Source organism: Carnobacterium sp. (assembly GCF_040274425.1).
Window position 1 is genome coordinate 1 of sequence record NZ_JBEMBC010000069.1, and the last position, 14,163, is coordinate 14,163.

Sequence of the window (14,163 nt, forward strand, 5' to 3'; positions counted from 1 at the left end):
GAGCTCAAGTTGTAAAAGCTACTGAAGCACGATTGTTTGAATTATATAAAGATCCTGCACTAAATTATAAACCTGAAGAGTTGTCTCAACGGGGCGGTACTCACTACAGTGATGCAGCTTGTGAGATTATTGCGTCTATCCAAAATGACAAGCGGACAGATATGGTCGTTTCAACAGAAAACAACGGCACGATCGATGACTTACCATATGATAGCATTGTAGAAGTTTCAGGAGCTGTTACTGCTCACGGAGTAGAACCTTATAACTGGGGCACGTTTACTCCAGCAGCACGTGGCATCATTCAAAATATGAAAGCTATGGAAGAAACGGTGATTCGAGCAGCTATTGAAGGGAATTATGGAGCAGCTTTGCAAGCCTTTACGATCAATCCTTTAGTACCAGGAGGCACGCTTGCAAAAACGATTCTTGATGAAATGCTGTATGCACATAAAGAACATCTGCCTCAATTTGCAGAAAAAATCAAAGAAATTGAAGCGGACCAACCTGAAACGATTAGCTATGTTGATGACTTGATGGAAAGCAACTTTAAAAAACCAGCTCAAATGGTTTAATAAAAAGATTTAATGGAATGTTGAGTTTGAAAAACGAGTGAATCGTTCACTCGTTTTTTTTATGTCTTTAAAACAACGTTTAAGATAGTACTCTTTTCAAGATAATGATACACTCAAAGAAAGGATAATGGTTGGGAGTGATTATTGTGTATAAAGAAATGCCAGCGAAAAAATTAGATAAACGTGTCATTCGCTATGAACGAACAAAAGATATCATTGAAAGTTTTTTTACCTTAGCTGTTTTTGTCCTTTTAATGTTTTTAACTATACGATTTAATTGGCCAATCTGGTTGATGGCCATCTGGATTGTTTTGCCGATCATTGATTTTTTATTCAGCCTATTCTTATTGCCTTATTTAAAGTTAAAGGCTGTACGCTATGAGATGCATGCACTTCATCTTGAAATTATGAATGGACTATTTTTTAAAAAGAGAGCGTTGATCCCAATTGAGCGGATCCAACACGTGGTCGTCAAAGAAGGACCATTGACTAGGAGATATGGGATCCAAATAATCGAAGTCTTTACGGCAGGAACAGGGCATGAGATTCCACTGTTGTTGAAAAAAGATGCAGAAGAGTTAAGAATTCAATTGCTTGACCAGATAAAGGCGGTGAAATCAGATGTATAATGAAAAAAAATTGCATCCATTGACCCTTATTACTGAGGCCTACAAACGATTGATTTCTTTTATCTTGCCGATTCTTTTCTTTGCTTTTACGGGCCCAGACATGGAAGGTTTTGGCTTTATTTTGCCACTGCTTTTCTTTACGATTTTTGGCTTGTCGTACCTAGTGGACGTTTTAAGGTACATACGGACATCTTTTTGGATTGCAGGAAATCGTTTTGTAGTAAAAAGCGGGTTATTCATTCAAAAAGAAAAAGATGTTCAAATTAGTCGGATTCAAAGTATTGATTATAGTGAAAATTTGATTCACCGTATTTTTAATGTCACAAAGTTGGAGATCAAGACTCCTGGAAAAGGAATAACATTAGATGCATTATCTAAAGAAGATGCATTGAAATTGGCGAACCAACTGCATTACCTTAAGGAGACATCATTTGATACTGACAGTGATAGCATCGAGGAACGTGAAGAGAAGCAGATCGACCGACACAGTGGATTCTCCTTGCAAGAAGCAGGAGTCACAAAAGAATTGTATTCCATGAGCATAGTGGATATTCTTAAGATGAATTTTATGGGAGGGACTGTTTTTAAAGGCCTGATCATAATGGTGGGAGCAATAAATATTTTTGGAGAGTTTATTCCTGATTCAATTTTCAATCAAGCAGGGACAATCTTCAGTCAAACGGCGATTGCCTCTTTTATTTTTATCGGTATCCTGCTGTTTATCTTATTGTATGTTGCAGCTACAGTGCTTTCGATTATTAAGAATTTTGAATATAAAGTCGAATTAACAAAAAATCACGTGACTATTGAAAAAGGATTACTCGAAGTTAAGAGCCAAACGATTGCTTTAGCAAATATTCAAAGCGTGTGGGAGAAACAGAATTGGCTGCAAAAACTAACGGGTTATACAACTTTTTGGGTAGGAATCACAAGCGATGATGAGGTAGATAAGAAGGATTCTGTGAGTGAAATTACTGAAGAAGGAAAAATTCTTTTGCTGCCGTTGGTAAAAAAAGATCAACTTGCAGCGTTAAGAGCTGAAATCATTCCGCAGTTTAACTTTCAGCCTGCTCAAACGATTATTCCAATTCGATCGTTTAGACGGTTTGTACAATTTCCATTGCTATTCTGGATCATTGCCGCAGCATTAGTTTCTTACTTTTTATGGCCTTATGCATGGACGATCGGTTTAATGGGTAGCTTGCTGTCACTTTTTTATGGCTACCGCAGTTATAAAAAAACGGGATATGCTTTATCCACAGAAGAAGTGACCTTTCAGTTGACAACATTCCTAGGTACCGAGATCATGTACTTGCGTAAAGACCGTATTTTAAATCTAACGGTCAAACAAAATCCTTTTTTAAGAAGAAGTCGATTGGGAAAAGTAGAAGTCTTTAGTGCCTTAGGAGATACATCCCAAAGCAAAGAACTGTCTTTTATTGAAGAAGCCGACTGTGAGCGGTTATTTGATTGGTTCTTGACAAAAGAGAGGAGTGAAAAGCATGGAGCCTGAAAAAGAGCTGGACCCTCTAGTTTTAAAACTATGGCGGATACGTGGATTTATGAACAGCATTCCTATGGTCGTTATTGCACTGGTGTATAACTTTTTTTTCCAAATCATGCCCCATACACCATTGCCGGAAGAAGGTATCTATATTACCATTGCTTTGGCTCTGTTTGGAGGATTTATCTCTATTTATGCACTGCCAACATGGCATTATCGGTCTTGGAGAGTAAATTATCGAATGGATGAGATTGATTTTATCTCAGGTATCTTTATAAAAAAACGAATCACGATTCCCATCATTCGCATCCAGAATATCGAATCCAATGTTGGACCGTTAGCCAAAAAATTAGGCGTCATGTCGTTAACCATCTCAACAGCTGCTACAAGTCATAAATTGCCGGAGATGCCTGAAGAAGAGGCTTTGGAATTAAAAAAAAGAATTCAGCGTTTGATTCGCAACAGTTTATAATACAAAAAAGCTCGTTCATGATCTGATCCTCAAACAGTAGAAGACCTACTATAATGAAGGAAAGAATCTGAACGAGCTTTTTTTAATTCATTTTCTTGATGGTGCGTTTGACAAAGTCTGTAAATAGACGCTGCATCATCAAATCGTATGGAATCATTAGTTCTGGGTGCCATTGCACGGCTACGATACTTTGGTTGGGTGATTTTGCTTCGAAGGCTTCAATCAAGCCGTCTTTACTCCAAGCCACAGCTTTAAAGGGTTCAGCTAACTCTTTGATGGCTTGGTGATGATACGTATTGACTACATATTGGTCGCCAAAAATCTTTCCAATCTTACTTTCAGGATCAATGGTGATCGTGTGAGCACCGGTTTCAAAGTGTGTCAATTGAATGTGTTGAACGGTCAAGTCAGGGTAATCCGAAACATCCTGATAAAGTGTTCCGCCATAAGCAACATTCACAAGTTGCAGGCCGCGGCAAACAGCAAAAATCGGTTTTTCTTGATGGATCGCTTCTTTTACAAGTGCGATCTCAAATGCATCACGTGCTGGATTGGTCGCGCCTAATTTTAAACTAGGTTCTTCACCGAATAATAACGGAGACACATCTTGTCCACCAGCTAATAGCAGTCCATCAACTTTTGATAGGTAATCTTTTGCTTCAGTTGGATCGCTGATTGGGAAAACAACAGGGATAGCGCCAGCTTGGCGAACGCCATTAACAAATCCTTGTGGTGTGTAAGTGATCGGTAAGCCGTTCAGGTCGGCATTGTTCAACAAAATATTTCCGGCTATTCCAATTAATGGTTTCATAAATGATCCGTCCTTTCATTAATAAAAGCAGTACAACTAAAACACAGCACATTAAAGGAATATGCTTGGTTCTGCCAGCTTCATTTTTTTCTTAGTTTACCTGATTATAGCAGAAAAGTAACTTCAGAGCATTTGTTAATAAGATTGCGAAAGCAAGAGGGTTAGTCTAAAATATAAAGTAAGAAAGACAGTAACTCCAAAGAAACATCATTTGTGAAAAAATTCTAAAGCATAGGAGCGAATCCAAGCTATGTCCGTATTAGAAGTGAAAAACTTACATGTATCGATTGAAGACAAAGAAATTTTAAAAGGTGTTAACTTAACAATGAAAACTGGCGAAATTCATGCCATCATGGGACCAAATGGAACGGGGAAATCAACTTTATCCGCCGCTATTATGGGCCATCCGAGCTATACCGTTACAGAAGGCGAGATTTTATTAGATGGCCAAGATGTTTTAGAAATGGCCGTTGATGAACGTGCTCGAGCAGGATTATTTTTAGCCGTGCAATACCCAAGCGAGATCGCGGGTATCACGAATGCTGAATTTATGCGTGCAGCAATTAATGCTAGAAGACCAGAAGACAATAAAATATCCGTTATGAATTTTATCAAAAAGTTAGATGGAAAAATGGCAGTTTTGGATATGCCAGAAGAAATGGCTGAACGTTACTTAAATGAAGGCTTTTCTGGTGGCGAAAAGAAACGCAATGAGATCTTGCAATTGATGATGATCGAACCTACATTTGCCATTCTGGATGAAATTGATTCTGGTTTAGACATTGATGCCTTGAAAGTCGTGTCAAAAGGAGTCAATGCGATGCGCGGTGAAAACTTCGGGGCATTAATCATTACCCATTACCAACGTTTATTGAATTATGTCACACCAGATGTGGTACACGTGATGATGAACGGCATTGTTGTTAAAACAGGCGGAGCCGAATTAGCTAAACGTTTGGAAGCGGAAGGCTACAAAGGCATCCGTGATGAACTAGGCTTAGATATTGTGTTAGAAGACGATTAAGGAGGATCAAGATGAAAGAGACCAATTATATAGATTATCTTGACTCTGTTCAGCAATTTTCATTGATGCATGAAGAACCGTTCTGGATGATGGAATTTAGAAAATCAGCGTTAACCAAAATCAATTCTTTAGAGCTGCCGTCTTTTGAAAGAGTTAAGTACCAACGCTGGCCATTGCTGCAAGTCCCGGATCTATTCAGTTATGAAGAAGGGCTCATGCTGGCAGAGGATTTTTTAACCGGCGATAGCGATGCGCCGCGAGTGATCCAAGTCGGCAACCAAACCGTTATGGAGCAGTTGCCAATGGAGTACATTGAACAAGGTGTGATTTTTACCGACATTTTTACGGCTTTGCAAGAGCATTCGGATTTAGTAAAAAAGCTCTACATGAAGCTAGCCGTTGAACACGATGAAGACAAACTGACCGCTTTTCATGCGGCCTTTATGACTAGTGGTTTATTTTTATATGTTCCTAAAAATGTCGTGATCAATGAACCGCTTGAAGCGTTATTTGTGCAAAACAGTCAAGTCCAAAATAGCTGGATCAAGCACGTCTTGATTTTTGCGGATACCAATAGTGAATTTACGTATGTCGAAAAATACGAAACGATTGGAACCGAAAAAAATGCAGCCAATATCATTGTGGAAGTGATTGCCAACCCTGGAGCGAAAGTGAAATTCTCAGCAGTCGATCAAATTGGAGAAACAACTACTACCTATATCAATCGCCGTGGACATGCACTCAAAGATGCAACGATCGAATGGGCGATTGGCGTTATGAATGCTGGAAATGTGATTGCCGACTTTGATACCGATCTGATTGGAGAAGGGGCGCACAGTGAAGTCAAAGTTGTGGCTATCAGTATGGGCAAACAGATTCAAGGAATCGATACCCGTGTGACGAACTATGGGCGCAATACGATTGGGCATATTCTACAACACGGTGTGATTCTAGAGAAATCGACGTTAACCTTTAACGGTATTGGACACATTATCAAAGGGGCGAAAGGGGCAGATGCTCAGCAAGAAAGTCGCATCTTGATGTTGTCTGAACACGCTAGAGGAGATGCAAACCCGATTTTGTTGATCGATGAAAATGATGTAACGGCCGGACACGCAGCTAGTGTAGGCAGAGTAGATCCAGAAAATCTGTATTATTTAATGAGTCGAGGCATTCCGAAACAAGAAGCCGAACGCTTAGTTATTCGAGGATTCTTAGGTTCCGTTATCGCAGCAATTCCTTTAAAAGTTATGCGTGACGGATTAGTGGATACGATCGAAAGGAAGTTAAGCAAATGAGTTTTTCAGCCGAACAAGTGAAAAACGATTTTCCGATTCTCACTCAAATTGTGAACGATGAACCGTTAGTGTATTTAGATAATGCGGCAACCACTCAAAAACCCACAGCCGTATTGGCTGCTCTTGAAACCTATTACCGTGAAGCCAATGCCAACGTCCATCGTGGCGTACACACATTGGCCGAACGGGCAACGAGGCAATACGAAGAGGCACGCGAAAAAGTGCAACGCTTTATCAACGCCAATGAAGCAGCTGAAGTCTTGTTTACTCGCGGCACCACGACTAGTTTGAACTGGATAGCCAAAAGCTACGGTGAAGCGAACGTGAAGTCAGGAGATGAAATCCTAATTTCAGTGATGGAACATCACTCCAACCTGATTCCGTGGCAACAGTTAGCCAAGAAAACCGGAGCTGCATTAAAGTATGTCGAGCTGACAGAAGAAGGCATATTGGACATGGAGAGTTTCCACGCTCAATTAAGTGAGAAGACCAAAATCGTAGCGTTGGCGCATGTCTCCAATGTTCTTGGGGTCGTTAACCCGATTCAAGACATCGCTCGACTAGTCCATGCAAAAGGAGCTGTATTAGTCGTTGATGGTGCGCAAGCTGTTCCGCATATGCCAGTAGATGTCCAAGAGTTGGATGCTGATTTTTATGCCTTTAGTGGACATAAGATGGTCGGACCAACTGGTATTGGCGTATTGTATGGCAAACGCTCTTTACTGGAACAAATGGAACCCGTTGAATTTGGCGGGGAAATGATCGCACTTGTGGATGAACAAGACAGTACGTGGAAAGAATTGCCTTGGAAGTTTGAAGCAGGGACCCCTAATATTGCGGGAGCTATCGGACTAGGCGCAGCCATCGATTATTTATCAACGATTGGACTGACGTCAATTCATGAACACGAAAAAACATTAATGACTTATCTATGGCCGAAACTAACAGCAATCCCAGGATTAACGATTTATGGACCAAAAGATTTAGCAAAACGAACCGGTATCGTAACGTTCAAACTAGATGGACTTCATCCACATGACGTGGCAACAGCCATGGACATGGAAGGGGTCGCGATTCGAGCTGGCCATCATTGTGCTCAACCATTGATGCGCAGATTATCAGCCGATTCAACCGCTCGAGCGAGTTTTTATCTGTACAATACGACAGACGATGTGGATAAATTTATTGAAGCATTGCTGGCAACAAAGGAGTTTTTTGCTCATGGCCTTAACTAAATTGGATCAATTGTACCGTCAAGTCATCTTGGATCACTCCAGCCACCCGCATCACCATGGGAAATTGGAGCAGTCAACGACTCAAATCGAGTTGCTTAATCCGACTTGCGGGGACGTGCTGCAACTGCAACTTGTCATCGAAGATCAAGTGATTAAAGACATTCGTTTTGATGGAAGCGGTTGTACGATCAGCCAAGCCAGTGCCAGTATGATGACCGATGCTGTGATAGGGAAAACCGTTTCCGAAGCATTAGCCTTAGCAGATCAATTTTCCCTGCTTGTACAAGGCAAAGAGGTTCCAAAACTGGAAGAGTTGGGAGATGCCGCTTTATTGAATGGTGTCGCAAAATTCCCTGCCCGCATCAAATGTGCAACGTTATCGTGGAAAGCACTCGAAAAAGCATTGAGTGAAAAAAAGCCTGATGAAGGAAAAGCAAGGAGTGAAGCATAATGGGAGAAGTACCAGAACGCGAGAATTACCAATTCGGCTTTCATGATGACGTGGAATCTGTATATACAACAGGTAAAGGACATTCTGAAGCAACCGTTCGAGAAATTTCAAAACGCAAACAAGAGCCGGCCTGGATGTTGGATTACCGTTTGAGAGCCTACGATCACTTTAACAAAAGACCAATGCCTGAATGGGGAGCAGATTTATCAGAAATCGACTTTGATAACATCACTTATTACAAGACCGTCACTAATCAACCCGAACGCGACTGGGAAGACGTGCCGGATAAAGTCAAAGAAACCTTTGAACGCATTGGGATTCCAGAGGCTGAACGCAAATATTTAGCTGGGGCTGGAGCACAATACGAGTCCGAAGTGGTTTACCACAACATGAAAGAAGAATTTGAAAAAATGGGCATCGTCTTTACCGATACCGACTCAGCACTAAAAGAATACCCAGAGATCTTCAAAGAACACTTTGGAACAGTCGTACCGGCAACGGACAACAAACTAGCGGCTTTAAATTCAGCTGTTTGGTCTGGCGGAACGTTTATTTATGTTCCAAAAGGCGTACGCTGTGACGTCCCGTTGCAAATGTACTTCCGGATCAATGATGAAGCGATGGGCCAATTCGAACGCACGTTGATTGTTGTGGATGAAGGCGCTAGTGTGCATTATGTCGAAGGTTGTACCGCACCAACCTTTTCATCTAGTAGTCTGCACGCTGCTATCGTTGAGATTGTGGTAAAAAAAGACGCTTACTGCCGTTACACAACGATCCAAAACTGGTCCAACAATGTCTACAACTTAGTAACCAAACGTGCTGTAGCCGAAGAAGGAGCCACCATGGAGTGGATCGATGGCAACCTTGGAGCCAAAACCACGATGAAATACCCAAGCATCCTTTTAAATGGCCGCGGAGCCAGAGGAACCATGCTATCGATTGCGATGGCAGGAGCCGGACAAAACCAAGATACTGGGGCTAAGATGATTCATAACGCACCAAACACTTCCAGTTCGATCGTCTCAAAATCAATCGCTAAAGACGGCGGAGAAGTCAATTACCGCGGACAAGTGACGTTTGGAAAAAATTCAGGTGGATCGATCTCGCATATCGAATGCGACACGATCATTATGGATGACTTATCTAAGTCAGATACCATTCCATTCAACGAGATTCATAACGGAAATGTCTCCCTAGAACACGAAGCCAAAGTCTCTAAAATCTCAGAAGAACAACTTTATTACTTGATGAGTCGTGGCTTGACTGAACAAGAAGCCACCGAAATGATTGTCATGGGCTTCGTTGAACCCTTCTCAAAAGAACTACCAATGGAATACGCAGTGGAATTGAATCGATTGATTGCTTATGAGATGGAAGGGTCGGTTGGTTAACGAATTTAAAGAGCCCAAAATATAGTATTATCAATGTTTTGGGCTCCTTTTTTTGCATAGTTTACTGTTGATAAATGCTATTCAGTAAAAAGTTGCGTATTTTGCGAAACGTTCGCCAGCTTCTTTAATTTTTTCAGGTGTGACATGAGCGTAAATATTCACGGTTGTTTACTTCTTTATGACCTAAGTGTTATTGAACCTCTTCAATTTTTGTACCAGATTCAAATAATAAAATTGCATGAGTGTGGTGAAAAACATGTAACGTAATTTTAGATAAGTCGTATTTTCTAAAATGTTGTATAACTAATCGTTAGGTGATAATAAGTCCAGATGACTTAATATGTTCTTTTAAGCACTCAAAAACGTTTCTAGCTTCTTTGTATAAGAAGTAAGAAAAAATCTTCGACTTTCTTCGTATGAGGTAATATGGTCTTTCTCATAGGATTACTATCGAATAGTTCTATTTGAATGCCAAATTGTAGAACTTGTTCGACAGCTTTACGGAAATATTGATACTGCAAGATTTGTTGGCAATAGAGCACCTCATATGACTCATATTATTTATTAGTGATTTTATCTAACTTCAAATCTGAGAAATATGGTAATGCGTTTTTTTTAATAAATCTTCTTGAAGTAATGACATTTGAAGGTTTCACCCGCAAACGATACTGAGGTAACCAAAGATCATGAAGTTCTTTGAATGTAATACACTCTTCATATGATAGCTTACGATAGTTATATTAAAAATTAGGTTGAAGTTGTGAAAGTGCCATTTGCGACTTTTTTTTGAATGAAAATTACTACGAGTTGTTTTGATAAGTTTTGAAGTAACTGGAGCAAGACCTGATTTAGTTTGCAGAGTTCATTCAGATAGATTTTATACAGATATATACATTGAAATGGTTAAAAGCAATTAAGGTAAAATTTACAAGATGATAAAAAAGTTTATGAGATTATCTAATTTTAAATTTAAAAGATTCTAAACAACTTACAAAATGTTAAGGAATAATAAAATTGAAGTTCCAAAAAATATATTATTAGATGAAGTTTTTGAAAGAATATGAAGTGATTATTTGTAAGTTATCAGCCTTATGGAAAATTTGAAAAAACAATAATTATGTTTTCTGTGGCTGATTTTGATAATACATCGTTTCTGGCAAGATCATTCAATATAAATAAGCCTATAAAAATGCCGAAAAGCATGAAAGTAACTAGATAGTTTTTAGAGAATCGTAGTAGCAGATGAACGATGCTAAACAAAAAGTTATACAGAAAAACTATTCCAAAAAAATAGTAGTAAAGTTCCATAAACTGGCTATTAAGACAGCTATTATGAGCTTTAAGATAACTTTATTTAGGTAATTAACTCTATTGAAATATTTTAATGAACCAAACAAGTTGTACACCCTTTCTAAATGGACTGATATTAGTAGCGTTGTAACATGCTATTTCTCTAAAATTAAGAGAAATAGGACTTATTTTAGTCCAAGAGGTGTGTTAATCTTGAGAGAAGAAAAGATTGTTGATCCTGAAAATATTATTGGGAGTAATATACGACATATTCGTATTGAAAAAGGTATTGGACAAACTGAGTTAGTTAAGCTTTTTCAATTAAATAATATTGAGATTACTAGAGAGACGTTAGTAAATATTGAGAGTGGAAAACAGTATATTAAATTAGAGCAAATTGTGGGGATAAAAAAGTGTTGAATACAAAATTTGAAGAAATAATGGAGAAATAAAAATGGAGAAAATTTTAAAAGATGATTTTTTCATTGATGCTAGCCCTAGTTGGAATGGGTATAATCATCAAGGGAAAGTAGGCTTATTTGTTGTATTAGACATGATAAAAAGAGAAAAAATTTCTGAAGAGGAAATGGAAATTTGGGAATTGGAATTGGAATGGTTTGAAGACTTCTCTATTAAAAAAAACACAGAGTATATTGCAATACATCAAGTGAAAACATATAAATCTAGTGCACCAAGTGATTTTAAAGAAGCCATTTGGATATTATTGGCAAAATTATTAGCGTTTGAAAATGTTGAGAACGCTTATTTACACACTGTTAAAGATATGAGTTTTAAGGATAAACTAAGAGAGAAGTTAAAAGAGTATTCAATAAAAGAATCTGATAAAGGAGTTAATATTCCTTATGAAAGTAAAATGTTAGTCCGAAATTCTGGGAAATATGAAGAACTTTTTGATAAATTTAGCCTTTATGATTATTCTGATGAGAGCAATACGAATAAATATCATTGTGAAATGGATAACATTGAAGAAGCTATAGAAAATAAATTACAAGAATTGAGCGAAGAATATTTAACCTCAAAACATTTGAAAAGAGTGTATTATAATTTATTAGGATTGATTGATAATAATATTAAAGCAAGGCATATAAATATTCAAAATAAAAATGATATAACCAAAGTCAGTATTTCATTTCATGAAATCTACCAAATAATTAGGAAAAATCACGAGTCAATAAGTAAAGAGTATGCAACTTATAAATTAAAAAATGAATTTGAAAAAACTGCGGTTGAATATGTTGATGTATACAAAGAGAATATTGAAGAATTTTGTACAAATGATGAAACTGAACTAAATAGATTTATAAAATTTAGTGAAATAATAAATAAAATTCGTGATCTAAATGATACAGATTTTTTAGAGTTGTGTTTAAAAATTATGCCTAATAGTCCTTTGAAAAGGGATAGTGTAGACTATGAGGTAGATCTAAGTAATATGTTACATACTACTGATTTAAAAAACTGTTTTTTTAGAATTCTTAAAGAAATTGAAACTGAAATTGATAGTTTTAAATGGGTATATGTTTCTAAAAATAAATCATATCTACCATCCATGATAAATGATGAAGATGATGGATTTGGAAATAAAATAGTTTTGGGAAAGATATTTAATAATGAAAATCCTGAATTATTAAGAGAAGTAGATACGATAATAACAAAGGATATAACGATACCATTTATAAAAGATGAAAGATTTTTTAAAAGTATTCCGATGGAAGGCTCTGAAGAGGATAACAGGAGATATAATGACAGGATAACGGTTATGAAGAAAGTGGGACTTATCAAAATTACTGATGCTAGAAAGGAATTAGACCATGAAGAGTTTTATAGCTAAATTATTTAAAGAGAATGGATTTAAAGAGATAGAAATAGAGAATATTCATAAAGATGATATAACTTTTTTTGGGAATTATTCTAATAATTTAACTAATTTTTATTTAGTATTGTATATAGATAAAATTGAAGAAAATTTTTTAACAGAAAGGGTTCCAAATTATTTTAGTGCTATAAAAACTATTAAAGAAGGATATGATGAAAGAATTGATAAAAATCTATCAATGATAGTTTGTTATAGAGAATCAGTTAAGGAAGATATTACAAAACAAAATAAAATATATTTTGATATTGAAGAAGATCCGTATTACTTTAAAAAATATTTATTATCATACTCTGATATGGAAGAAGAGAAATTACTTGAATTATTTTATGAGGAAGACAGTACTACAGAGCTTATTAACAATGTTGTAACTAATACTGAATACTTCGAAAAATTTAAATCTGAAGTTGTTACGGATAGTTCAATTTTATACAAAATATGCTCTAAAATGATGATTAAGATTCCATTTATTAATTTAAACTATATAAAAGATGAGCTTGAAAATTTATCAGATAAAATTAGCACTATAATGGATGAGAAGGACTTAGATGAATTTAGAAACATGATACTTAGCAATGAATTTACTGGCGATGACGAAATGCTAAAAAAAATATTAGAATTTAAAGGCCTGGAGGCAAATGAAGATGAATAGATTCAAAATAAGTAGAATTTATATTAAGAATTTCAAACATATAGATGAAGCAACATTAGATTTTTCAGAAAATGATCTTATTATCTTAGATGGGCCAAATGGTTTTGGGAAAACTACAATATTTGATGCTCTAGAATTAGTTATAACAGGAAGAATAGCTAGAATAAAGAATACAATAGATGGGAAATTTGGTTATGAACAAATGTTATACTCAAATGATGACTCGAAAGAAATGGATATACGAATAGAATTCAAAAATGATAATAGAAACGTGGTGCTAGGGAAGTATATAGAAGCAAATAAAAAACTATTAAGTAAGGATAAGAAACCAGACAATTGGGATATTTTTGAAACATATCAATTATCAAATTTCGATGATGTTATAACTCTGAGACAAAGTATAACGTATGAAAAAATTGAATATTTATTAGGAATAAAAAATTTAGAGAGATTTTTTAATTTATTTTATTATGTTCAACAAGAAGAAAATACTATGTTTTTGAAAAAAAATGGTAAAGAAAGAATGGAAGCTTTATCATCATTATTTGATACTAAAAAAGAAGAAAAGGAATTAGAACTTTTAAAAAAAGCAAAAAGATTAGTAATTAATCGAAAAAGAAAATTAGACGGAGCGGATGGCGAGATACAGAAAAATATAGACTTTATTAGCACGCTAAAAATAGGTATAGAAGATGTAAACGAAGATAAGAGGAGAGAGGTACAGTATAAAAAAATTGTAAAAAATAAAACTATTGAATGGGATGCAGAAAAATTAATACTAGAATCTGAAACAAGAAAGAAATATTTACATGAATTAAGAAGTATTTATAGACGCCGATTGTAAAATTAAGCTAGACAAATAAAAAAGCCATTCGTGGTACACTCAAAATGTATTTCCGACCAAAGAAAACATAGGAGTGATCACGAATGACCTACA

15 protein-coding genes and 1 pseudogene are annotated in these 14,163 nt (G+C 36.4%); 13 read left to right on the forward strand and 3 right to left on the reverse strand.

What is annotated here, in order from left to right; all coding sequences use genetic code 11:
- From ABS911_RS11600 to ABS911_RS11615, 4 genes are all read left to right on the forward strand, one after another.
- Nucleotides 1-572 (forward strand): family 4 glycosyl hydrolase (locus tag ABS911_RS11600; protein ID WP_502880542.1); only part of this gene is annotated, 572 nt, incomplete at its 5' end.
- Nucleotides 573-718: 146 nt separating this feature from the next.
- The gene (locus tag ABS911_RS11605) at nt 719-1,201 is read left to right on the forward strand and encodes a PH domain-containing protein (protein WP_350467717.1); all 483 of its coding nucleotides are present in this window, start codon (nt 719-721) and stop codon (nt 1,199-1,201) included.
- A complete protein-coding gene (locus tag ABS911_RS11610) occupies nt 1,194-2,714 on the forward strand; it encodes a PH domain-containing protein (protein ID WP_350467718.1) in 1,521 nt (506 codons plus the stop codon). The genes ABS911_RS11605 and ABS911_RS11610 overlap by 8 nt, the downstream gene beginning before the upstream one ends.
- Nucleotides 2,704-3,177: a PH domain-containing protein gene (locus ABS911_RS11615; protein ID WP_350467719.1), complete on the forward strand. Its 474-nt coding sequence runs from the start codon at nt 2,704-2,706 to the stop codon at nt 3,175-3,177. The genes ABS911_RS11610 and ABS911_RS11615 overlap by 11 nt, the downstream gene beginning before the upstream one ends.
- 82 nt (nt 3,178-3,259) lie before the next feature.
- Here ABS911_RS11615 and ABS911_RS11620 read toward each other — a convergent pair whose 3' ends face one another.
- On the reverse strand, nt 3,260-3,988 hold the full coding sequence (locus ABS911_RS11620; RefSeq protein ID WP_301426237.1) for a gamma-glutamyl-gamma-aminobutyrate hydrolase family protein: 729 nt from the start codon (nt 3,986-3,988) through the stop codon (nt 3,260-3,262).
- A gap of 250 nt (nt 3,989-4,238) precedes the next feature.
- Between ABS911_RS11620 and sufC the strand changes: the two genes are divergently transcribed.
- Genes sufC through sufB form a run of 5 tightly spaced genes read left to right on the forward strand, consistent with a single transcriptional unit; the run spans nt 4,239 to nt 9,390 of the window.
- The gene (gene sufC / locus ABS911_RS11625) at nt 4,239-5,012 is read left to right on the forward strand and encodes a Fe-S cluster assembly ATPase SufC (protein WP_350467720.1); all 774 of its coding nucleotides are present in this window, start codon (nt 4,239-4,241) and stop codon (nt 5,010-5,012) included.
- Nucleotides 5,013-5,023: 11 nt separating this feature from the next.
- Entirely contained in the window at nt 5,024-6,310 is a 1,287-nt protein-coding gene (gene sufD, locus ABS911_RS11630; RefSeq protein ID WP_350467721.1) for a Fe-S cluster assembly protein SufD, read from the forward strand.
- Nucleotides 6,307-7,545 carry a cysteine desulfurase gene (locus tag ABS911_RS11635; protein WP_350467722.1) on the forward strand — a complete coding sequence of 413 codons (1,239 nt, stop codon included), beginning with the start codon at nt 6,307-6,309 and terminating at the stop codon, nt 7,543-7,545. Before sufD ends, ABS911_RS11635 begins: the two co-directional genes overlap by 4 nt.
- Nucleotides 7,532-7,996 (forward strand): Fe-S cluster assembly sulfur transfer protein SufU, encoded by a 465-nt coding sequence (gene sufU, locus ABS911_RS11640; RefSeq protein ID WP_350467723.1) that lies wholly within the window; start codon nt 7,532-7,534, stop codon nt 7,994-7,996. The genes ABS911_RS11635 and sufU overlap by 14 nt, the downstream gene beginning before the upstream one ends.
- Nucleotides 7,996-9,390, forward strand: a complete 1,395-nt coding sequence (gene sufB / locus ABS911_RS11645; protein WP_350467724.1) for a Fe-S cluster assembly protein SufB — start codon at nt 7,996-7,998, stop codon at nt 9,388-9,390. Before sufU ends, sufB begins: the two co-directional genes overlap by 1 nt.
- A gap of 81 nt (nt 9,391-9,471) precedes the next feature.
- Here sufB and ABS911_RS15380 read toward each other — a convergent pair.
- Nucleotides 9,472-9,661 (reverse strand): annotated as a pseudogene (locus ABS911_RS15380) (tyrosine-type recombinase/integrase); the annotation flags it as partial.
- Between the two features lie 286 nt (nt 9,662-9,947).
- The gene (locus ABS911_RS11650; protein ID WP_350467725.1) at nt 9,948-10,046 is read right to left on the reverse strand and encodes a tyrosine-type recombinase/integrase; all 99 of its coding nucleotides are present in this window, start codon (nt 10,044-10,046) and stop codon (nt 9,948-9,950) included.
- An 847-nt stretch (nt 10,047-10,893) separates the two neighbouring features.
- Here ABS911_RS11650 and ABS911_RS11655 point away from each other — a divergent pair.
- The 4 genes from ABS911_RS11655 to ABS911_RS11670 are packed head-to-tail and all read left to right on the forward strand — an operon-like array spanning nt 10,894 to nt 14,070.
- A complete protein-coding gene (locus tag ABS911_RS11655; RefSeq protein ID WP_350467726.1) occupies nt 10,894-11,100 on the forward strand; it encodes a helix-turn-helix domain-containing protein in 207 nt (68 codons plus the stop codon).
- A gap of 34 nt (nt 11,101-11,134) precedes the next feature.
- Nucleotides 11,135-12,532, forward strand: coding sequence for an ABC-three component system protein (locus ABS911_RS11660; protein WP_350467728.1), 1,398 nt, complete (start codon nt 11,135-11,137; stop codon nt 12,530-12,532).
- Entirely contained in the window at nt 12,513-13,226 is a 714-nt protein-coding gene (locus ABS911_RS11665; protein ID WP_350467729.1) for an ABC-three component system middle component 1, read from the forward strand. Before ABS911_RS11660 ends, ABS911_RS11665 begins: the two co-directional genes overlap by 20 nt.
- On the forward strand, nt 13,219-14,070 hold the full coding sequence (locus tag ABS911_RS11670) for an ATP-binding protein (RefSeq protein ID WP_350467730.1): 852 nt from the start codon (nt 13,219-13,221) through the stop codon (nt 14,068-14,070). Before ABS911_RS11665 ends, ABS911_RS11670 begins: the two co-directional genes overlap by 8 nt.
- Nucleotides 14,071-14,163 lie beyond the last annotated feature (93 nt).